This window comes from Geodermatophilus sp. SYSU D01180, from assembly GCF_054050415.1.
Window position 1 is genome coordinate 106,912 of the sequence record NZ_JBJGZH010000013.1, and the last position, 20,817, is coordinate 127,728.

Annotated in this window: 19 protein-coding genes and 1 tRNA gene; 3 read left to right on the forward strand and 17 right to left on the reverse strand. The window is 74.4% G+C overall.

Features of this window, described 5'->3' with window-relative positions:
• Position 1: 1 nt before the first annotated feature.
• The 11 genes from ACI8AA_RS13830 to ACI8AA_RS13880 form a co-directional block, all read right to left on the reverse strand.
• On the reverse strand, positions 2-601 hold the full coding sequence (locus ACI8AA_RS13830) for an acyltransferase (RefSeq protein WP_457044983.1): 600 nt from the start codon (positions 599-601) through the stop codon (positions 2-4).
• Entirely contained in the window at positions 594-1,739 is a 1,146-nt protein-coding gene (locus ACI8AA_RS13835) for a DegT/DnrJ/EryC1/StrS family aminotransferase (RefSeq protein WP_457044984.1), read from the reverse strand. The genes ACI8AA_RS13830 and ACI8AA_RS13835 overlap by 8 nt, the downstream gene beginning before the upstream one ends.
• Positions 1,736-2,428: an acetyltransferase gene (locus ACI8AA_RS13840; RefSeq protein ID WP_457044985.1), complete on the reverse strand. Its 693-nt coding sequence runs from the start codon at positions 2,426-2,428 to the stop codon at positions 1,736-1,738. The genes ACI8AA_RS13835 and ACI8AA_RS13840 overlap by 4 nt, the downstream gene beginning before the upstream one ends.
• Complete coding sequence (locus tag ACI8AA_RS13845) at positions 2,425-3,585, reverse strand: DegT/DnrJ/EryC1/StrS family aminotransferase (RefSeq protein ID WP_457044986.1); 1,161 nt, start codon at positions 3,583-3,585, stop codon at positions 2,425-2,427. The genes ACI8AA_RS13840 and ACI8AA_RS13845 overlap by 4 nt, the downstream gene beginning before the upstream one ends.
• Positions 3,582-4,580, reverse strand: coding sequence for an NAD-dependent epimerase/dehydratase family protein (locus tag ACI8AA_RS13850; RefSeq protein WP_457044987.1), 999 nt, complete (start codon positions 4,578-4,580; stop codon positions 3,582-3,584). Before ACI8AA_RS13850 ends, ACI8AA_RS13845 begins: the two co-directional genes overlap by 4 nt.
• Positions 4,577-5,638, reverse strand: a complete 1,062-nt coding sequence (locus tag ACI8AA_RS13855; protein WP_457044988.1) for a Gfo/Idh/MocA family protein — start codon at positions 5,636-5,638, stop codon at positions 4,577-4,579. Before ACI8AA_RS13855 ends, ACI8AA_RS13850 begins: the two co-directional genes overlap by 4 nt.
• A 355-nt stretch (positions 5,639-5,993) precedes the next feature.
• Entirely contained in the window at positions 5,994-7,352 is a 1,359-nt protein-coding gene (locus ACI8AA_RS13860) for a sugar transferase (protein WP_457044989.1), read from the reverse strand.
• A gap of 826 nt (positions 7,353-8,178) precedes the next feature.
• Positions 8,179-8,484 carry a hypothetical protein gene (locus ACI8AA_RS13865; protein WP_457044990.1) on the reverse strand — a complete coding sequence of 102 codons (306 nt, stop codon included), beginning with the start codon at positions 8,482-8,484 and terminating at the stop codon, positions 8,179-8,181.
• Positions 8,485-8,776: 292 nt separating this feature from the next.
• Positions 8,777-10,273, reverse strand: coding sequence for a polysaccharide biosynthesis tyrosine autokinase (locus tag ACI8AA_RS13870; RefSeq protein ID WP_457044991.1), 1,497 nt, complete (start codon positions 10,271-10,273; stop codon positions 8,777-8,779).
• A 470-nt stretch (positions 10,274-10,743) separates the two neighbouring features.
• Complete coding sequence (pth, locus tag ACI8AA_RS13875; protein WP_457044992.1) at positions 10,744-11,307, reverse strand: aminoacyl-tRNA hydrolase; 564 nt, start codon at positions 11,305-11,307, stop codon at positions 10,744-10,746.
• Between the two features lie 92 nt (positions 11,308-11,399).
• Entirely contained in the window at positions 11,400-12,104 is a 705-nt protein-coding gene (locus tag ACI8AA_RS13880) for a 50S ribosomal protein L25/general stress protein Ctc (protein ID WP_457044993.1), read from the reverse strand.
• 308 nt (positions 12,105-12,412) lie between these two features.
• On the opposite strand from ACI8AA_RS13880, the gene ACI8AA_RS13885 reads away from it, so the two are divergent.
• On the forward strand, positions 12,413-13,297 hold the full coding sequence (locus ACI8AA_RS13885) for a hypothetical protein (protein WP_457044994.1): 885 nt from the start codon (positions 12,413-12,415) through the stop codon (positions 13,295-13,297).
• A gap of 63 nt (positions 13,298-13,360) precedes the next feature.
• On the opposite strand, the gene ACI8AA_RS13890 is transcribed toward ACI8AA_RS13885, so the two are convergent.
• The 3 genes from ACI8AA_RS13890 to ACI8AA_RS13900 form a co-directional block, all read right to left on the reverse strand.
• Positions 13,361-14,341, reverse strand: coding sequence for a ribose-phosphate diphosphokinase (locus ACI8AA_RS13890; RefSeq protein WP_457044995.1), 981 nt, complete (start codon positions 14,339-14,341; stop codon positions 13,361-13,363).
• A gap of 12 nt (positions 14,342-14,353) precedes the next feature.
• A complete protein-coding gene (gene glmU / locus ACI8AA_RS13895) occupies positions 14,354-15,865 on the reverse strand; it encodes a bifunctional UDP-N-acetylglucosamine diphosphorylase/glucosamine-1-phosphate N-acetyltransferase GlmU (protein ID WP_457044996.1) in 1,512 nt (503 codons plus the stop codon).
• A gap of 39 nt (positions 15,866-15,904) precedes the next feature.
• A tRNA-Gln gene (locus tag ACI8AA_RS13900) sits at positions 15,905-15,977 on the reverse strand.
• Positions 15,978-16,163: 186 nt separating this feature from the next.
• Between ACI8AA_RS13900 and ACI8AA_RS13905 the strand changes: the two genes are divergently transcribed.
• Positions 16,164-17,153: an acyl-CoA desaturase gene (locus tag ACI8AA_RS13905; RefSeq protein WP_457044997.1), complete on the forward strand. Its 990-nt coding sequence runs from the start codon at positions 16,164-16,166 to the stop codon at positions 17,151-17,153.
• 29 nt (positions 17,154-17,182) lie between these two features.
• Positions 17,183-17,770: a TetR/AcrR family transcriptional regulator gene (locus ACI8AA_RS13910; protein ID WP_457044998.1), complete on the forward strand. Its 588-nt coding sequence runs from the start codon at positions 17,183-17,185 to the stop codon at positions 17,768-17,770.
• 3 nt (positions 17,771-17,773) lie between these two features.
• Here ACI8AA_RS13910 and ACI8AA_RS13915 read toward each other — a convergent pair whose 3' ends face one another.
• The 3 genes from ACI8AA_RS13915 to ACI8AA_RS13925 are packed head-to-tail and all read right to left on the reverse strand — an operon-like array spanning position 17,774 to position 20,699.
• Positions 17,774-18,733, reverse strand: a complete 960-nt coding sequence (locus ACI8AA_RS13915; RefSeq protein WP_457044999.1) for a 4-(cytidine 5'-diphospho)-2-C-methyl-D-erythritol kinase — start codon at positions 18,731-18,733, stop codon at positions 17,774-17,776.
• The gene (gene rsmA, locus ACI8AA_RS13920) at positions 18,730-19,635 is read right to left on the reverse strand and encodes a 16S rRNA (adenine(1518)-N(6)/adenine(1519)-N(6))-dimethyltransferase RsmA (RefSeq protein ID WP_457045000.1); all 906 of its coding nucleotides are present in this window, start codon (positions 19,633-19,635) and stop codon (positions 18,730-18,732) included. Before rsmA ends, ACI8AA_RS13915 begins: the two co-directional genes overlap by 4 nt.
• Positions 19,608-20,699 (reverse strand): transglycosylase family protein, encoded by a 1,092-nt coding sequence (locus ACI8AA_RS13925; RefSeq protein WP_457045001.1) that lies wholly within the window; start codon positions 20,697-20,699, stop codon positions 19,608-19,610. The genes rsmA and ACI8AA_RS13925 overlap by 28 nt, the downstream gene beginning before the upstream one ends.
• Between the last annotated feature and the right edge of the window lie 118 nt (positions 20,700-20,817).

Sequence of the window (20,817 nt, forward strand, 5' to 3'; positions counted from 1 at the left end):
GTCAGGCGCCCGTCTCCGCCGGCACGGGGACGGTCGTGGTCAGCGCGCCGTCCGTGCCGCGCTCGTGGGCGGTCCCGCAGGCCGGGCACGTGAGGTCGTCGTCGAGCCGCTCGCCGCAGGCGCACACCCAGCCGCGCTGCCGCGCGGGGTTGCCGGCGACGAAGGCGTGCGCGGGGACGTCACGGGTCACCACCGAACCGGCGGCGGCGAAGGCGTGCCGTCCGATGCGGGTGCCGCAGACGACGACCGTGCCGGCGCCGAGGGTGACGCCGTCCTCGACCACCGTGGGCAACAGCGCGTCGGGGCCCTTCTTCACGTGCGCGCGGGGCCGCAGGTCGTTGGTGAAGACGACGCCGGGGCCGAGGAACACGTCGTCGCCGACCTCGACGCCGTCGAAGACCAGGACGCCGTTCTTCACGGTGACCCGGTCCCCGAGCCGGGCGCCGCCCTCGACGAAGGCGTGGTCGCAGACGTTGCAGTCGGCGCCGACCCGGGCGCCGGGCAGCACGTGCGCCCATGCCCAGATCCGGGTGCCGGGACCGACGTCGTCGCTCTCGCACAGCCCGAGCGGGTGGACGCGCACCCCGGCCGGCTCAGCCACGGAGGGCCACCGATCGGCGGAGCGCGTCGGCGACCCGCTGCTGCTGGGCGGCGGTGATGCCGGGGAACAGCGGCAGCGACAGGATCTCGCCGGCCGCCCGCTCGGCCACCGGGAAGTCACCGGGCCCGTACCCGTGAGGGGCGAGCGCGCCGGTCAGGTGCACGGGGACCGGGTAGTGGATCCCGGCGCCGATGCCGTCCGCGTTCAGGTCCGCCAGGACCGCGTCGCGGTCCGGTACCCGGACGACGTAGAGGTGCCAGACGTGCTCGTTGCCGGGTGCGACGCGGGGCAGCCGGATGCCCGGGACGCCGTCGAGCAGGCCGGCGTAGCGCTGCGCGGCGGCGACGCGCTCGGCGTTCCACTCGGCCAGCCGCCGCAGCTTGGCCCGCAGGACCACCGCCTGCAGCGTGTCGAGGCGGGAATTGAAGCCCAGCACGGGGTGCTGGTACTTGACCTCGCTGCCGTGGTTGGCCAGCAGCCGCACCGCGCGGGCGATCCCGGCGTCGTCGGTGGTCACCGCGCCGGCGTCCCCGAAGGCGCCGAGGTTCTTGCCCGGGTAGAAACTCGTGCCCGCCGCGCTCCCCCACCCGCCCATCGGCACGCCGCGGTGGGTGGCGCCCTGCGCCTGGGCTGCGTCCTCGACCACCACTAGGCCGTGCCGCTCGGCCACCGCGGCGATCTCCGCCATCGGCGCCATCTGGCCGAACAGGTGCACCGGGAGCACCGCGCGCACCTCGCGGGCGACGGCCTCGAGCCCCGCCGGGTCGAGCAGCAGGTGCTCCTCGTCCACGTCGACCGGCAGCGGCCGCGCCCCGGCGCGCAGCACCGCCTCCGCGCTGGCCACGAAGGTGTTGGCCGGCACCGCCACGGCGTCCCCGGCGCCGAGCCCGCAGGCGCGCAGCGCGAACTCGAGCGCGTCGGTGCCGTTGCCCACGCCCACGCAGTGCGCGCGCCCGGTGAACGCGGCGAACTCCTCCTCGAAGGCGGCCACGTCCGGGCCCTGGATGAACGCGGTCTCGGCCAGCACGCGTGCGAAGCCCTCGGCGACCTCGTCCGCGATGCGGTCGCGCTGGATGCCGAGGTCGACGAGCGGCACGGGACCGGCCCCGGTGACCGCGGGGACGTCGAGGGTCGTCACAGGGAGGCCTCCAGGAGCGCTGCGGGGATGGGCAGGGGGCGGGCCGGGTTGCCGGCCCAGGTCTGGCCGGGCGGGACGTCGCGGACGACGACGCTGCCCATGCCGACGAGCGCTCCGGCACCGACCCGGCGGTTCTCGCGGACGAGAGCGCCCGAGCCGAGGTACGCGGCGGCGCCGACCGAGACGCCGCCGGCGAGCCGGACGCCGGCGCCGAAGGTGGCCGCGTCGCCGACCTCGTCGTCGTGGGTGAGGACGACGTGCGGCATGACGTACACGTGCCGGCCGAGGGTCACCGCGGCGGTCAGCACCACGCCGGCGTGCAGCACCGAGCCGGCGCCCACCGTGCTGTCCGGCGAGACGCTGGCCAGCGGGTGCACCACGGTGGCCCAGACCTCGCCGGGCAGACCCAGCCGGTCGACCAGCCGCTGCCGGGAGGCCGGGGCGCCGGGGTTGCCGACACAGGCCAGGAGGGCCGCACCCCGGGCGGCGTGCTCGCCCGCGGCCGAGGTCGGCCCGAGGACCGGGACGCCGTCGACCGCGGTGCCCTCCCGTGCCGGGTCGTCGTCGAGGAACCCGGCGACAGTGACCGGCTCCCCCGCCGCCGTCGGGCAGGCGCGCAGCAGCTGGACGGCCTCGCGGGCGGCACCGCCCGAGCCGAGGACGACCAGGGGCCGCGCCGCCGTGCTCACCGCAACGCCGTGAGGAGGGCGTCGACGACACGGTCCTGGCCGGCCTCGGTCAGCTGGTGGAACAGCGGCAGGACCAGGCTGTCGGCGGTGAGCCGCTCGGTGACCGGCAGAGTCGTCCGCGGCCGGTCGGCGTAGGCCGGCTCGAGGTGGGCGGCCATGATGCCGCGGCGACAGGAGACGCCGGCCGCACTCATCCGCTCGAGGACGGTGTCCCGTCCGACGGAGGCGTCCTCGGGCAGCAGCACCCAGCAGGACTGGAAGTTCGTCGTCCCCCACGGCGGGTCGGCGACCATGCGCAGGCCCGGCACGTCGACCAGCAGCTCGCGGTACCGAGATGCCAGCTCCCGCCGCCGCGCGACCATCGCGTCCAGCCGGGTCAGCTGCACCTGCCCGATCGCGGCCTGCACGTCGGTCATCCGGAAGTTGAACCCGGGCTCGAGGTACTGCTCGGGCGCGACCCGGCCGGTGGCGTGCCGGTCGGCGGCGCTGACGCTCATCCCGTGCTCGCGCAGCCGCCGCGCGCGGGCGGCGACCTCGGGCGAGGTGGTGGTCAGCATGCCGCCCTCCCCGGTGGTCACCAGCTTGCGCGGGTGGAAGGAGAAGGCGGCGAGGTGCGCGCCGGCGCCCACCGGCCGGCCGTGCAGGGTGCTGCCGATGGCGCAGGCGGCGTCCTCCACCACCGCGATCCTGCGCGGCGCGAGCAGCGCCTCCAGCGCCGGGACGTCGGCGGGGACCCCCGCCTGGTGGACGACGACGACCGCGCGGGTGCGCGGCGTCAGCACGGCCTCCACCGTGGCCGCGGTCAGGTTGCCGGTGACCACGTCGACGTCGGCGAAGACCGGCTCGGCGCCCACGTAGCGGGCGGCGTTGGCGGTGGCGATGAAGGAGAACGACGGGACGACGACCTCGTCGCCGGGCCCGACGCCGAGCAGGTGCAGCGCCAGGTGCAGCGCCGTCGTGCAGTTGGAGACGGCGACCGCCTCGGGGACCCCGACCCGGCGGGCGAAGGCCTCCTCGAACGCCTTGACCCGCGGCCCCTGCGCCACCCAGCCCGACGCCACCGCCTCCGCGGCGGCCGCGGCCTCCTCCTCGCCCAGCCACGGCTTCATCACCGGGATGGTCGGCAGCGCCGGAACGGACGTGTCGACGACGCTCATGCCAGCGACTCCTGCGCCGGCGCCCGCTCGCCCCGCCACCACCCGACCAGTCCGCGCAGGCCCTCGTCGAGACCGATCTGCGCAGTCCAGCCCAGCTGCTCCCGGGCCCCGGTGACGTCGGCCAGCCGCCGGGTGACGGCGTTGACCTTCCGAGCCTCCCCGTGCACCGGCGTCAGGTCCGACCCCATCGCCGCCAGCAGCCGGTCGGCGAGCTCGCGCAGGCTGGTCTCGGCGCCCGAGGCGATGTTGAAGACGGTGTCGGTCACGTCGGCCCGCGCGGCCAGCAGGTTGGCGCGGGCGATGTCCTCGACGTGCACGAAGTCCATCGTCTGCAGGCCGTCGCCGAGGATCAGCGGCGGCTCACCGGCAGCGATGCGCTCCATCCAGCGGATGAGCACCTCGGTGTAGACGCCGTACACGTCCATCCGCGGGCCGTAGACGTTGAAGTAGCGCAGCGCGACCGAGTCCAGGTCGTACATGGCCTTGAAGCTGCGCAGCATGCCCTCGTTGAAGGCCTTGGCCGCCCCGTAGAACGTGTCGTTGTTGTACGGGTGGTGCCGCTCGGTGGTCGGGAACTCCTCCGCCAGGCCGTAGACCGACGCCGACGAGGAGGCGACCACCTTGGCGACGCCGTGCTCGGCGGCCGCCTCGAGCACCGTGAACGTGCCGTCGACCAGCGACTCCAGCGCCAGCCGCGGCTGCTCGGCGCACTGGGTGATCCGCAGCGCGGCGAGGTGGAAGACCAGGTCCCTCCCGCGGGTCAGCTCGTGCACCAGCGCGACGTCGCGGATGTCGCCCTCGACCACGCGGACGACGTCGCCGCCGCGCTCCAGGGCCCGGTCGAGGTTGGCCAGCCGGCCGCGGACCAGGTTGTCGAGGACGACGACCTCCGCGGCACCGGCGTCGACGAGCTGGTCGACGACGTGCGACCCGATCGTGCCCGCGCCGCCGGTGACCAGCGCCCGGCTGCCGGCGAGCTCGACCCCCGCGCTCACGCGGCCACCTCCGCGGTGACCTGCTCGACGGGGACCGCGACCCCGCCGCTGCGCAGGCTGGCGCTGGCCGCCTCCAGCATCGCCAGCACCCGCAGGCCCGAGCGGCCGTCGGTGAGCGGGGGCCGCCCCTCGCTGATCGCCGCGGCGAACTCGCTCATCATCGTGCGCAGGGCCTCTCTCTCGGGCAGGGCCGGGGCGACCATGTCCCCGATCCGGTAGGACACCCGCGTCTGGTTGCGGGCCTCGACGCCCAGTTCCGTGGGGTCGCGGGTCTCGATGGAGCGGTCGTAGACCGCCAGCCGCTGGGTCGGGTTGAGGTCGTCCCAGACGACGGTGCGTCGTGAGCCCCCGACGATCGTCGTGCGGACCTTCGTCGGCGACAGCCAGTTGACGTGTACGTGCGCGAGCACCCCCGAGTTGAGCTCGATCGCCAGGTGGGCGACGCAGACCTGCCCGCAGCCGAGGGGATCGGCGCCGTGCGCGGCGACGCTCACCGGCGTGACGCCGTCGGGCAGCAGCGAGTCGAGGATCGACAGGTCGTGCGGGGCGAGGTCCCAGACGACGTCGACGTCGGCCTGCACCAGCCCGAGGTTGATCCGCACCGAGTCCAGGTACTGCAGGACGCCGAGGTCGCCGCCGCGCACCAGCTCGCGCAGGTGGGAGACGGCCGGCGTGTAGCAGTAGGTGTGGTCGAGCATGAGGACCAGCCCGGCGTCCTCGGCGGTCCGCACGAGCTTGGCGCCGTCGGTCAGGCTCGCCGCCAGCGGCTTCTCGACCAGCACGTGCTTGCCCGCCGCGAGCGCGGCCATGGCGATGCCGGCGTGCGTGGCGGCCGGGGTGGCGACCGCCACCGCGGCGACCGCCGGGTCGGCCAGCACGGCGTCGAGGTCGGCGGTGACCCGGACGGTGCTGTAGTCCCCGAGGACCGCGTGCGCCCGGTTCACGTCCAGGTCGCACAGGTACTCGAGGCGCAGCCCGGGGGTCGCCTGAGCGTTGCGCACCAGGTTGGGCCCCCAGTAGCCCGCGCCGATGACGGCGATGCCGATCGGTGTCGTCACTGCCTTCTCCCCGTGTCCTCCGCGACTGGTCGCGAGCCGCGCCAGTCTCGTGTGCATCCGCCTGCCGTGGAGTTCGTCGCGTCGCGGCGGTTCCGGACCAGCGAGGGAGCGGTTCCGGCCACCGGCCGTCGGTCGTCCACCTCACCGGACCGGTCAGGGCCTCGTCGGCGGCGTCCCTGGGGACGGCGACGGTGACCGTCCAGGTGGTCCCCGTCGTCGACGGGTGCGCGCCCGGGCCTGGCGACCGGCGGCGTGGGCTTCCGGAGCCGCATCGCGGGCACTGCCGTGCCCTCGGGTCCGGACGAGGTCGTCAGGACGGGCGCGACGCGCCCGGTCTCCGTCAGGATGGTGCCCATCAGTACGCCCCCAGGGGCCGGGTCACGGCGGCGACGGTCTTCCAGAGGATCTGCAGGTCCAGGGCGAGCGACCAGTTCTCGACGTAGCGGAGGTCCAGCCGCACCGCCTCGTCCCAGGTGAGGTCGCTGCGTCCCGAGACCTGCCAGAGGCCGGTCAACCCCGGCTTCACCAGGAGACGCCGGGCGACCGAGTCGTCGTAGACCGCGACCTCGGCGGGCAACGGCGGCCGGGGGCCGACCAGTGACATCTGACCGCGCAGGACGTTGATCAGCTGCGGCACCTCGTCGACGGAGTAGCGACGCAGCACCCGGCCGACGCGCGTGACCCGAGGGTCGTCCGCGACCTTGAACAGTGGACCGTCGCTGTTCTGGTTGCGCGCGACCAGTGCGGCGCGACGCTTCTCGGCGTCGATGCCCATCGTGCGGAACTTGAGCATGGAGAAGGTGCGCCCCTGCCGGCCGACCCGCTCCTGGCGGAACAGCACGGGTCCCGGGCTGTCCAGCCGCACCGCCACCGCGACCACCAGCAGCACCGGCAGCACGAGGACGAGAGCGAGGGCCGCGCCGACCCGGTCGATGAGTTCCTTGACCAGCCGCTTCGGGCCGGTGAAGACGGGCTCCTCGACGTGCACCAACGGCAGGCCGATGAAGGGACGCACGTGGATCCGCGGGCCCGCGACCTCCATCAACCCAGGCGCGACGAGCAGCTCGATGCCGCTGCGCTCGAGCTCCCACGACAGGCGCCGGAGGTAGACCGCCGCGGTCTCGCTGGAACTGGTGACCGCGACGACGTCGACGTCGAGCCGCCGGGCCATCCCTGCCGCCGAGCTCAGGTCCCCCCCGATCTCCACTCCGGTGTCGGCCAGAGTCGTCCCCACCGAGGGCTCGGGGACGCAGGCGGAGACCACGACCATCCCGCAGTGCCGGTCGCGGTCGAGCTGCCGTACGAGGTCTGCGACGGCGTTCGTCCGGCCGACGGCCAGGACGGTGCGCATGCACCGGCCGCGGGCTCGGAGCCGGTGCACGACCCGCCGGAGGGCGTGGCGTCCGACCGCGCTGAACAGGAGGGCTCCGGGCAGAGCCACCAGGACCAGCCCTCGCGACAGCTCCAGCACCAACGCGTACGACAGGAGTGCGACGAGCGCCAGGCACCCCACGCCGGCCCGGATGACGGCCCGGTACTCCTCGGTCCCGGTGCCCAGGTGGGCGCTGCGGTGCCCACCGGCGAGCGTGACCACGGCGACCCAGATGAGCGGGAACAGCCCCAGTACCGGCAGCGTCGAGGGGACCACCTCCGTGCCGAAACGCACGACCTGGGCCAGCGTCCCCGCCACTGCTGCGGCAGCGAGGTCGGACACGACGGTCGCGACGCGGTACCGGTGCTGCCACGTCGGCGCCGGCCGTCGTCCGCTGGCGAGTACGACCTGTCCATGCGGACGACGCCGGGCCTGGTGAGGGACTGCCGGCGACGGGCGCCCGCCGCCGGCTGATCTGGCACGGCCGAGCTCGCTGAGGTCCTGCAGCACGGGCACCGCCCTCCGCTCACCGGGCAGAGGGCGGCACGGCCCGCTCCCCCGTTCCTCCTGCGCACGGACAGCGACCGAGTCCGGGTGGCGGCTGACCGAAGCGCGGCTCAAGGAACCAGAGCAGGGTGACTCAGCGCAATGCCCTTCAGCGCCGTTGCTCCAGCTCAGCGCAGAGTTTACCGAGATCAGGTGGTCATTCCTCTACGCAGAGTCACGACACCCTCGAGATTCGATACCGGAGGAAGATTGACGGACGGTCACGAGATCTACCGGACGAGGATGTCCGGCTCTTCCTGTTCACGCCGGTGGAGCAGCAGCAGGGTCCCGGATGCGAACGGGCTCCTGAGCCGAGCGTGCAGGAAGCCTGGACCGCGTCGGGGACCGCCGCCGTTGCTCCAGGCCGCTACCACCGGGCGCCCGTGGCGGTGGCCGCTGTCCGAGAAGAGGTCGGCACCCGTGGCGGCGCCAGGGACTGAGCCTCGCGCAGGTCGGCGGCCTCCGTACGGCCGGCGGTGACGACCAGCACGGCGCCCTCGTCGTCCCGCGCCAGGCGCCGCCACTCGCGGGCCGAGGCCGGGGCCTCCCGGAGGATGCCTCTGCCCGGCCGTGCGTCAAGAGGTGAGCATGCGGGAGTGGTGCTCCCCGGCCGTCAGCGCCGTCAGCGGCATGCGCAGGGCAGTGCTCGAGGTGTGCATCGTGTAGGGGAAGTAGTGCACCGTCGCGCCGACAGTGGCGAGGTCGCGCTCCCGCCGGTGGCCCGTGGGGTCCCCCGCCAGTCGTCGCCCTTGAAGAGGACGTCGAAGCGGACCGCGCGCCACGCTTCGAGTTTGTCCGGCACGACCTCGGCGTGGACGTCGTCGACGAAGCGGAGGCTGCGGACGATCTCCATCTGCTCGGCCAGTGACACGAGGAGCAGCCGGCCCTCGGGCTCCAGGATCACCTCGTCGGCGACCGGGTCAGCCACCAGCCGGCCGCAGAGTTCGGCGGTGCGATCGCGTCCGGCGCGCCAGGTTGAGAGTGACGACGGCCAGCCGCTGCCCTGAGGTCCTGAGCAGGGACGATGTCCGCCGACCGCAGGTCAACCGATCCGATCCGTACTCCCTAGGACCGGTGGCATCATGCCCCCTTAGCGAGCAACCGGCTGCCGCTCGAGCATGACCATGCCCTAGAGAACGCCGTGCGACGCCCCATGCAGCTGGGGAAGTACCTGCGCCGCCGAAGAACAGCAGACGTTGCCTGGCAGCCAGGCAGCGGTCTTACGCCCGCGGCCGCCCGGCCGGGACTCGGTCGTGGACCGGCTGCGTCTCCGGGATGGGGTGACGAGCGGCCCCCCGCTCCGGAGCGGCGGTCCCCTGGGTCCGGCGGAATGGCAGACTCAACCACCGCGATCGCGCGGCGATCGCAGGGACCTCGGCCGCAGATGCGCCGTAGCCGTGAACCTGACGCTCCGCGACCAGGCGGTTGAGGACGACCCCGAGCACCGGGGCGTCGATGGTGCCCAACTGGCGCAACGCCTCGCCGAGCTGGTGGTGGCGGACCCGCCGGGTGTCGGCGACCACGAGCGCGCCGCTGGTGCAGCGGGACAGCGCGAAGGCGTCGGCGACTGTCAGGACCGGTGATGAGTCGATGATGACGACGTCGTGCTCCGCGGCGAGCGCAGCGACCAGGTCGGGCATGCGGTTGGAGTCCAGCAGCCGCGCCGGGTCGGACGGGACTTCACCTGCTGTGAGGACGCGCAGCCCGCGCTCGCCCCACTCCTGCATGACGTCGTCGACCTCGGCCCTACCGAGGAGCACGGTCGACAGCCCCGCGTCACCTCGCAAGCCAAGCTGCTCGGCGACCGTGGGCCCGCGCAGGTCGGCGTCGACGAGCACCACCCGCTTGTGCACCTCGGCCCAGGCGAGCGCCAGGTTGAGGGCGACGGTCGACTTGCCCTCGCCGGGCAGCGCGGACGTGACGGTCAGGACCAGCGGCACACCTGGCTTGCGGAGGGACTCCAGACTGGTGCGCAGTTGCCGGAACAGCTCGGCCTGCCGGCTGCGCGGATCGGTGGCTACGATCAGCCGGTCATCTGCCCCCGGGCGGCCGGCGGCGATGCGGCCGAGCACGGGGGCATCCGTCAGCTCCTGCACGCTCCGCGCGTCGCGCACCCGTGTGTCCACGGCCTCCCGCAGCCAGGCCACGGCACATCCTGAGGCCAGGCCCACGAGAAGGCCCAACCCGAGGATCAGCGGCACGTCGGGCGAGATGGGGGCACTCGGGACCTCGGCGGGAGCCACCATCGTCACCCGGACCGTCGCCTGCCCGTCCGAGTCCTTGGGTGCGAAGTCCTCGACGACATCGGACAGGACGTCAGCCACCGTGTCGGCCAGGAGTGCCGCCTGCTCCGGGGAGGGGTCGGTGACCGAGACCTCGACGACGACCGTGTCGACCGGCACCTCGGCGGTGACTCGTGGAGCGAGGTCGGCGACGCCCCCTTCCAGTTGCAGCCGCTCCACCACCGGCTCGAGTACGGCAGGTGCAGTCACCAGCCGGGCGAACGACTTCGCCTGCTCCTGGGCGTACGTGGACCCCTGGACGAGGTCTGCCACCGAGTCGCCGGTCGTCACGGAGACGAACACGCCGGACCGGGCGCGGTAGCTGTCCGGCGTCAGCACGGCGTACGCGATAGCGGCCATGAGTGCCAAGACCGTGACCAGCGCTAGGGACGTCCACCGCCGGCGGATGGCGGCGAGCACCTTCAGGGTCGTCACGGGCCTCCCCTTCGTCGAGTGAGTCGTGCCGACGAGTTCACTCGTAGTCACGGTCGATGAACAGTTTGTCCGCGCGCGCACCGTGAGACAGGCCGTAGCCGGTGGACGTCACTCAATGGGGTCACGCACGATGGCAGATCAGGCGCAGGACAACCGTGAGGGTGCGGGGGCATCAGATGTCCGCCCCGACGTCCGGGGGGTCCGTCAGCGACCGAGGTAGCACGCAGTAGCCGCTGGAACGAGACCGTGTTGTGGGCGCAGCAGGTCTCGCGACTCGGTGTCAGCGCCTCCCTTCCGTGAGCGGTCGCACGAGAGGAGTGCCGCCTGGTCCGTCGACGCTGCCCGCGACGTGCACTTCATCGAAACCGTTGCGGCACCCCCGACGGCGAGGTGCTGTGGAGCGAAAGGCGCTCACAGAGCGTCATGGACGGGGCGACGCGGAGAGTGACGATTCACCCGAAGGGGAGGGTTCAGGTGCGCGGGTGGACCACGTTCTGCGCTGCCTCGAGGCCGAGGGCGAGCAGCTCCTCGGTGGCGTCGGCCGCCTCGGCGACCAGCAGGTCGAGCTCCTTGCGCTCGGTGGCCGAGAAGTCCTTCAGCACGAAGTCCGCGGGGTCCTGGCGGCCCGGCGGCCGGCCGATGCCGACCCGCACGCGCAGGTACTCCCTGGTCCCGGCGGAGCGGCTGATCGAGCGCAGCCCGTTGTGCCCGCCCTCGCCGCCGCCGCGCTTGAGGCGCACCGCGGCGAAGGGGATGTCGAGCTCGTCGTGCACGACGACGAGGTCGGCCACCGGCAGCTTGTGGTAGTCGAGCAGGGCGCGCACCGGGCCGCCGGACTCGTTCATGTACGCCGTCGGCCGGGCCAGGACGACGCGGCGGCCGGCCAGGCGGCCCTCACCGGCCACCGCGCGGGCGCGGGCGCCCTTGCCGGCGGCGAGCTTCACGCCGGCCCGGGCGGCCAGCTCGTCGAGCACCATCGCGCCGACGTTGTGCCGGTTGCCGGCGTAGGAGGGGCCGGGGTTGCCCAGCCCCACGACGAGGAAGGGGCCCTCGGAGGGGGCGGACGCCGCAGGGGCGCCGGCGGTGCCGGCGCCCCTGCGGGTCGTGCTCTCGGTCAGCGGGGACCTCAGCTGTTCTCGGTCGACTCGATCGACTCGCCGCTGCCCTGCTCGAACGGCTCGGGTACGACGTCGCCCTCGCCGGCGGCCTCCTCGGCCGGCGCGGACTCCTCGCGCTCGATGCCGGCCTCGGCCTCGGCCTCGGCGAGCTCGGCGTCGAGCTGCTCGGCGGTCGGGGCGCCCATGACGTTGACGACCAGGGCCTCGGGGTCGGTCAGCAGGGTGGCACCGGACGGCAGCGGGAGGTCGCCGGCGGTCACCCCCTCGCCGGCGCCGCGGCCGGTGACGTCGACCTCGATGGTCTCGGGGATGGCGGTGGCCTCGGCCTCGAGGGAGACGGTGTTCAGCTCGACGCTGAGCAGGGTCTCGGGGCCGGACTCGCCGACGGTGACGACGGGGACGTCGACGGTGACGCGCTCGCCCCGGCGGACGACCAGCAGGTCGACGTGCTCGTGCTGGCGGGTCAGCGGGTCGCGCTGCACCGACTTGGTGAGCGCCAGCTGCTCCTGGCCGTCGAGGACGACGGTGATCAGGGCGTTGGTGCCGCCGTTGCGCAGCACCGCGGCGAACTCGCGGGCCGGCAGCGACAGGTGGACGACGTCCTGGCCGTGCCCGTACAGGACGGCCGGGACGCGGCCCGCGCGACGGGTCCGGCGGGCGCTGCCCTTGCCGAACTCGGTGCGGGCCTCGGCGACGAGGCGGAAGTCAGCCACGGTGGTGTGCTCCTCAACAGCGGGTGGGCCTGGTGCCGGCGGCCGGGCGCGGCACACCTCGCAGGAGCACACGCACGTCGATCACGGAGTACGGACGGCCGCCTCCCTCGCCGGGCTTCCGGAGAGTCTACCCGCACCGCGCAGCTCGCCTCGGCTGGGGACTCCGATGCGGAACGAGGACGTCCTCCTCGGAGCAGCGACGGTGGTTCCGCCGCACACCGCTCCGTCGCTAGCGTCCGCGGCGCCGAGGACCGAGGCCTCCGTCCACGACCACCGACGGAGTCACCACCCTTCTCGTGAGGAGCACCGTGCTGGACGTCGCCGTGCGTGCCGGGAACCGCGTCAAGCGCGAGGTCATCGGACGGGTTCCCCCCGTCCGGGACCTGGCCGATCGGCGACATCGGCAGCGCTTGCGCCGGCACGAGTCCTTCCTGCCGGTCCTGACTCCCGAGCGCGAAGGTGTCGTCTCGACGCTGCGCGACGAGGGGGTCTGCGTGACCTCGCTGGACCGGCTGGCCCTTCTCGGTACGGACCGGTTGAAGGCGGGGCTGCAGGACCTCACCGCCCGCCTCGCCGCCCGTCCGCGGACGGGCCCTGACAACAGCCGGCCACCCCTCGACGAGGTCCTCGCCGCCAACGGGGTCTGGCAGTGGGGCCTGAGCCCGGAGCTGCTCGACCTCGTCGAGTGCCACCTCGGCCTGCCGGCCCGCTACTACGGCGCCGACCTCCGCCGCGAGGACGCGACCGCCCGGGCGATCGGCGTCCGGCAGTGGCACCGCGACCAGGAGGACCACCGGATGTTCAAGATCCTGGTGTGGCTCAACGACGTCGACCTCGACGGGGGGCCGTTCGAATACGTGTCGCGGCGCCACACCGACCGGCTCGCACGGGAGCTGGGGTACGTCACCGGCTTTGTCACCGACGACTCGCTGCGGGAGCGCGTCCCCGAGTCGGAGTGGCGCCAGGCCACCGGACCGACGTGGACGGCTGTCGTCGCCGACACCCGGGCGGTGTTCCACCGGGCCATGCCGCCCCGGGCACGCGACCGGTACTCGGTGACGTTCTCCTACACGTCCCGGACCCCCATGACCACGCTGCCGGTACCGCCGGTCACCCAGCGCCAGCGGGAGCTCGCCACGCGCGGCCTCGACGACCGGCAGCGCGCCTGTCTGCCGCGCGCCTTCACCCGCTGACCTGTCGGGGAGGTCCCTACGAGGAGAGCCGGAGGGCCCTCCAGGCGGTCCCCAGCTCCGACGTCAGCTGGCGCCGCCGAAGAGGCTGGTGACCGAGCCGTCCTCGAAGACCTCCTTGATCGCCCGGGCGAGCAGCGGGGCGATGGAGAGGACGGTGAGCTTGTCGAACTGGCGGGCCGGCTCGATCGGCAGCGTGTTCGTGATGACGACCTCGCTGATCTTGCTGTTCTTCAGCCGGTCGACCGCGGGGCCGGACAGGACGCCGTGGGTGGCGGTGACGATGACGTCGGCCGCGCCGGCCTCGAACAGCGTCTCGGCGGCCTTCACGATCGTGCCGCCGGTGTCGATCATGTCGTCGACCAGGATGCAGACCCGCCCGGCGACCTCACCGACGACGCGGTTGGCGACCACCTCGTTGGGCCGCATCGGGTCGCGGGTCTTGTGGATGAAGGCCAGCGGGACGCCGCCGAGCTTGTCGCTCCACCGCTCCGAGACCCGCACCCGGCCGGAGTCCGGCGAGACGACGGTGATGTCGCGGTCGCCCCAGCGCTCGCGCACGTGCCCGACCAGCAGGTCGAGGGCGAACAGGTGGTCGACCGGGCCGTCGAAGAAGCCCTGGATCTGCGCGGTGTGCAGGTCGACGGCCATGAGCCGGTCGGCGCCGGCGGTCTTGAACATGTCCGCGACCAGCCGGGCGGAGATGGGCTCGCGGCCGCGGTGCTTCTTGTCCTGCCGGGCGTAGGGGAAGAACGGCGCGACGACGGTGATGCGCTTGGCCGAGGCGCGCTTGAGCGCGTCGACCATGATCAGCTGCTCCATGAGCCAGGTGTTGATCGGCGCGGTGTGGCTCTGCACGACGAAGGCGTCGCAGCCGCGGACGGACTCCTCGAAGCGGACGAACAGCTCGCCGTTGGCGAACTCGTAGGCGGCCGTGGGGGTCGGCGTGACGCCGAGGTGCCCGGCGATCTCGGAGGCCAGCTCGGGGTACGCCCGGCCGGAGAAGAGCATCAGGCTCTTGCTGGTGGTCTGCCGGATCGCACTCATCGGCTCACTGCCTCACTGCTCGTGGGTGGCCTCGGGGTCCGCCGGCCGGTCCGGTGCGTCACCCGCGGGCCGGCCCCCGGCCGGGTCCTCGGCCGCTGCTGCTGTCGCTGCCGCCGCGGCCTGCGCGGCGGAGGTGCCCGGGCGACGGCGTCCCACCCAGCCTGCCACATTGCGCTGCTTGGCCCGCGCCACACCCATGGCCCCCGGCGGGACGTCCTGGGTGATCACCGAACCCGCGGCCGTGTAGGCGCCGTCCCCGACGGTGACCGGCGCGACCAGCATCGTGTCCGATCCCACACGGACGGCGTCGCCGATCGTCGTGTGGTGCTTGGCCACGCCGTCGTAGTTGACGAAGACGGTCGCCGCACCGATGTTCGCCCCGCGGCCGATCGTGGCGTCGCCGACGTAGGACAGGTGCGGCACCTTCGACCCCTCGCCGACCACGGCGTTCTTCGTCTCGACGAAGGCGCCCACCTTGGACCGCGCCGCCAGCCGGGTGCCCGGCCGCAGGTAGCTGAACGGCCCGACCGCCGCCCCGGGCCCGACCTCGGCCCCGGTGGCGTGCGTGCGCACCACGGTGGCGCCCTCCCCCACCGTGCAGTCGGTCAGCGTGGTGTCCGGGCCGACGGCGGCGCCGGCCGCGACCGTCGTCGTCCCGTGCAGCTGGACGCCGGGCAGCAGCCGGGCCCCGGGCAGGACGGAGGCGGTGACGTCGACCCAGGTGGTGGCCGGGTCGACGACGGTGACGCCCGCGACCATGAGCGCGTCGAGGACGCGGTCGTTGAGGGTGCGCCGCCGCGCGGCCAGCTCCCGCTGGTCGTTGCAGCCGAGGACGTCGACCGGGTCCTGCGCCGCGACGGCGGCCACCGGGGCACCGCCCTCGACCAGCGGCGCCAGCGCGTCGGTCAGGTACTGCTCGCCCTGGGCGTTGTCGGTCGACAGCCCGGCGAGGACCCGGCGCAGCGTGGCGGCGTTCGCGACGTACACGCCGGCGTTGACCTCGCGGATCGCCCGCTGCTGCGCGGTCGCGTCCTTCTCCTCGACGATGGCCCGCGGCGCGCCGTCCTCCCCCCGCACGATCCGGCCGAGGCCGGTGGGGTCCCCGACCTCGGCGGTCAGCACGGTGAAGACGCTGCCGGCCTCGTGGTGGGCCGCCACGAGCGCGGCCAGGGTGCCGGTGGTGAGCAGCGGCGAGTCGCCGTTGACGACGAGCACCGGGCCCTCGAGGCCGGGCACCGCCTCCAGCGCCACCTGCGCCGCGTGCCCCGACCCGCGCTGCTCCTCCTGGACGACGGCGCGGGCGTCCGGGGCGACGGCTGCCATGTGCTCCTCGACCATCGCGCGGCCGGACCCGACGACGACCAGGGTGGTGCCCGCCGCCAGCGGCGCGGTCGCGGCGAGGACGTGGCCGAGCATGCTGCGCCCGCCGAGCTCGTGCAGCACCTTCGGGGTGGTCGACCGCATCCGGGTCCCCTGACCGGCAGCGAGGACGACGACGGCGGCGACGGGCTGCTGCGGGCTCACGGATCTCCTCGACGACGGGTGCGACCGGGTGGGACGTTGCTGGGGGACTCGGACTCGAACCGAGACTTCCCGGCTCCAAAGGCCGGCGGGCTGCCGATTACCCCATCCCCCACCGCGCGCCGTCCCCGCACGACGCCGCGTGGGACGAGCCTAGGGGGCGCGCCGGAGGCGGGCACGGGAGCGGTCCGGACGGCGTCGTCCCCTCGGGGAGCGGCCCTCCCTACGGTGACGTAGGTTACGGCCCCGGAGCCGCCGGACGCCGACCCGGGGCCCGCGCCGGACGACCCCTGGAGGCCACGTGTCCGCCCCTTCCCTCACCCGGCCGACGGCCTTCCGTCCCGCAGACCCGGACAAGGGCCTGCCGCCCAACGCGCTGGGCAAGGAGAAGGGGCACCTGGAGCAGCTCACGCTCTACGTGTTCGTCGTCGTGCCGTTCATCGCGCTGGCGGCCGTCGTGCCGGCGGTGTGGGGCTGGGGGCTGTCCTGGCTGGACGTCGGCCTGGCGGTCGGCTTCTACTTCCTCACCCTGCTCGGGGTGACCGTCGGCTACCACCGGTACTTCACGCACGGCTCGTTCAAGGCCCGCCGCCCGCTGCGGATCGCGCTGGCGGTCGTCGGCTGCATGGCCGTGCAGGGCCCGGTGGTGCAGTGGGTCGCCGACCACCGCCGCCACCACGCCTTCTCCGACCGCGAGGGCGACCCGCACTCGCCGTGGCGGTACGGCACCGACACCCGCGCGCTGCTCAAGGGCATGTGGCACGCCCACCTCGGCTGGCTGTTCGACCGGCGCCAGACCAACGCCGAGCGCTACGCCCCCGACCTGCTCAAGGACCGCGGCCTGCGGGTCACCAGCCGGCTGTTCATCCTGTGGGCCTTCCTGAGCCTGGCCGTCCCGACGGCGGTCGGCGGCCTGGTGACCGGCAGCTGGACCGGCGCCTGGACGGCGTTCTTCTGGGCCGGGCTGGTGCGCGTCGCGCTGCTGCACCACGTGACCTGGTCGATCAACTCGATCTGCCACGTGGTGGGCAGCCGGCCCTTCGCCTCCCGGGACCGCGCCACCAACTTCTGGCCGCTGGCGGTCCTCAGCGCCGGCGAGTCGTGGCACAACCTGCACCACGCCGACCCGACCTGCGCCCGGCACGGCGTGCTGCGCGGGCAGATCGACATCAGCGCCCGGGTCATCTGGGTGTTCGAGAAGCTCGGGTGGGCGCACTCGGTGAAGTGGCCCGACCCGGTCCGGCTGGCGGCCAAGCGGCGGGTCCCGGCCGTCGGCGCCGTGGCGTCCTGACCGCCGGCGCGCCCCGGCGACGGGCGCGGATGGGCCGCTCCCAGCGGCGCGAGCAGCTGGTGGCGGTCGGCCGGGAGGTGTTCGCGCAGCGCGGCTACGCGGCCACCTCGATCGAGGAGCTGGCCGCCCGCGCGGACGTGAGCAAGCCGGTCCTCTACGAGCACTTCGGCGGCAAGGAGGGGCTCTACACCGCCGTCGTCGACCGGGAGATGGTGCGGGTGCTCGAGCGGTTCACCTCCGCCCTGGCCGCCGGCGGCAGCCCGCGGGCGCTGCTGGAGCGGGCGGCACTGGCGCTGCTGGACTACGTCGAGGAGGACACCGACGGGTTCCGCGTGCTCTCCCGCGACGCCCCCGGCTCGTACTCGTCGCTGATCGGGGAGCTGGCCCGCCGGGTCGAGCACCTGCTCGCCGAGCAGTTCGGCGTGCGCGGCCACGACCCGCGGCTGGCCGCGCTCTACAGCCAGGCGCTGGTCGGGATGGTCGCGCAGGTGGGCCACTGGTGGCTGGAGACCCGCTCGCCGGGGAAGGCCGAGGTGGCCGCCCGGCTGGTGGACCTCGCCTACAACGGGCTCGCGCACCTGGACCCCGACCCCGCGCTGCGGCACCGGGACGGCTGAGGCTCAGCCGACCAGGCGGGCCCCCGGCACCGGCCCGTGCACCACCCGGACGGTGCGGAACAGGCCCTCCCCCGCCAGGACGGCGGCCAGCCGCACCGCCGCGTCCTCGTCGGCGGCCAGCGCGGCCACGGTCGGGCCCGACCCGCTGACCACCGCGGCGGCGGCGCCGGCGTCGACGGCCCCCCGCAGGGCGCGGCGCAGCGCCGGGCGCAGCGAGACGGCGGGCGCCTGCAGGTCGTTGGCCAGGGCCGCGGCCAGGACGTCCACCGGGCCGCTGCGCAGTGCGGCGACCACCGGCTCGGGCGAGGGGAACGCGACTCCGCCGGGCACCCGGCCCTCGGCGCGCAGCCGGTCGAGCTCGGCGTAGACGGCCGGCGTCGACAGCCCGCCCTCGGCGATGCCGAGCACCCAGTGCGTCGGCCTCCGGGCGAGGACGGGGGTGAGCCGCTCACCCCGGCCGCTGCCCAGTGCGACCCCGCCGGCCAGCGAGAACGGCACGTCGCTACCCAGCTGCGCGGCCAGCGCGGTGAGGTCGCCGCGGGTGGCGCGGGTGCCCCACAGCGCGTCGAGGGCGACCAGCGCGGCCGCGGCGTCGGCGCTGCCGCCGGCCAGCCCCGCGGCGGCCGGGATGGCCTTGTCGACGGCGATGGCGGCGTCGGCGGCGACCCCGGCGTGCTCGGCGAGCAGCTCGGCGGCCCGCCAGACGAGGTTGCGCCGGTCGGTGGGCACCGGGTCGGGGCCGCCGGCGCCCTCGCCGGTCACCGTCACCGACAGCCCGTCGCCGGGGCGCACGGTCACCGTGTCCAGCAGCGAGACGGCGAGGTAGACCGTCTGCAGGTCGTGGAAGCCGTCCTCGCGCAGCGGGCCGACCGCCAGCGACACGTTGACCTTGGCGGGGGCGTGCGCGGCCACGGAGCCGTCGCCGCGGGTGTGGCCGGGACCGCCCGGGGAGGACCAGCTCACGGCGCGGTCGCCGCCAGCCGGGCGAAGTCGGCCACCGACAGCTGCTCGCCGCGGGTGGCGGGGTCGATGCCCGCCGCCCGCAGCCGGGCCTCGGCCGCGGCCGGGCTTCCGGCCCAGCGGGCCAGCGCCGCGCGCAGGCCCTTGCGGCGCATCGCGAACGCGGCGTCGACGACGGCGAAGGTGGCGGCGCGGTCGCCGGGCGGCGGGTCGTGCCGGTCGAGCGCGACCAGCCCGGAGTCCACGTTGGGCTCGGGCCAGAAGACGCGGCGGCCGACGTTGCCGGCCCGCCGGGCGGTGCCGTACCAGGCGGCCTTCACCGACGGCACGCCGTAGGCGGCGCCGCCCGGCGGGGCGGCCAGCCGCTCGGCCACCTCCGCCTGGACGAGCACCAGCGCCCGGCGCAGGGAGGGCAGCAGCTCGAGCAGGTGCAGCAGGACGGGCACCGCCACGTTGTACGGCAGGTTGGCCACCAGCGCCGTCGGGGGCGGCCCGGGCAGCTCGGTCACCCGCAGGGCGTCGGCCTCGACGACGGTCAGCCGGTCGGCCAGGTCGGGCCGGCGGGCGGCCACCGTGGCCGGCAGCAGGGCGGCCAGCCGCGGGTCGATCTCGACGGCGGTGACCGCGGCGGCGGCCGGCAGCAGGCCCAGGGTCAGCGAGCCCAGGCCCGGCCCGACCTCGAGGACGACGTCGTCGGGTCGCAGCCCGGCGGTGCGCACGATCCGGCGGATGGTGTTGGCGTCGTGCAGGAAGTTCTGCCCGAGGGTCTTGGTCGGGCGCAGGTCGAGCTGCTGGGCCAGCTCGCGGATCGCGGCCGGGCCCAGCAGCCCGTCGGCCTGCTCGGGAGGTGTGCTCAGCGGAGTGTTCTCCGGGTGGTTCAGAGGTGGCGACCGCAGTGCGGCCACGGCGAGGCGCCGCGGGCGGCGTAGAGCCGCTCCCCGATGTCGATCTGCTGCTCCCGGGTGGCCTGGTGCGGGTACTGGGCGTACTCGCCGCCGCCGTTGGCCAGCCAGGTGCTCTGGTTGAACTGCAGGCCGCCGTAGTAGCCGTTGCCGGTGTTGATGGACCAGTTGCCGCCGGCCTCGCACCGCGCCAGCGCGTCCCAGTCCAGCCCGCTGGTGGGGGGCTCCGGCGCCGGGCGCTCCTTCGTGCCGACGCTGACCAGCTCGTCGACCGCCGGGCGGGTGACCGCGGTGCCCAGCTGCTCGCGGCCGGTCTCGACGCCGTCGGTGACGGTCACGCGGAAGGTGGTGGCCTGCTCGCCGTCGACGCCGGGCTGGGTGACGGTCTCGTCGCCCTCGAAGGCGTTCGGGTCGTCGGTGCGGACCGTCTGGTGCGGGATCGGGGTGGTGACCACCTGCTCGGTCACCTGCACACGGTAGACCTGCAGCCGCATGGCGTTGAGCAGCGGCTGGGTCGCGAACAGGCTGGTCCGGTCGTGCGCGCCGACGGTCACGCCCTGCTCGGCGAGCAGGTCGCCGGCGGTGGCCGCGGTGGTGGTCACCACGCGGGTGGCGCCGTCGACGACGAGCGTGACGGCCTTCGGGGTGGTGATCGACAGCGCCATGCCGTCGAGCGGGAGCCGCTCGCTGCGGCTGGCCGACAGGACCATGTCCTCGGCGCGGTAGCCGAGCTGGTCGAGCGCCTCGTCCACCGACAGGGCGGTCACGTAGACCTCGCGGGTGACGCCGTCGACGGTGAGCTGCAGCGGGCGGGCGCGGTTGACCACGACCGTGTCGCCGTCGGCCACCGCGGCCGCGGGGCGCGGGAGGACGACGTCGTGCGACTGCGTCCGCAGCCCCTCCTCCTCGAGGACCTCCCCGACGGTGTCGGCATAGGTGCTGACCTCGCGGGCCTGCCCGTCGACGGTGAGCGTGAGCGACTTCTGCGCGGCGAACCAGGCCACGGACCCGCCGACCAGCCCGAGCAGGACCAGGGCGAACAGGGCGAGCTTCAGCGTTCGGGGCACGACACTTCCACGGGGTCGAGGGACCGGGCAGGGGGTCGCACACCCGAGCGGCAGCCGACAGCACGGGGTTCCCGGGACCGTCGGATGCCGTCCGGCGATCCCACCCCGGCTGTCAGTC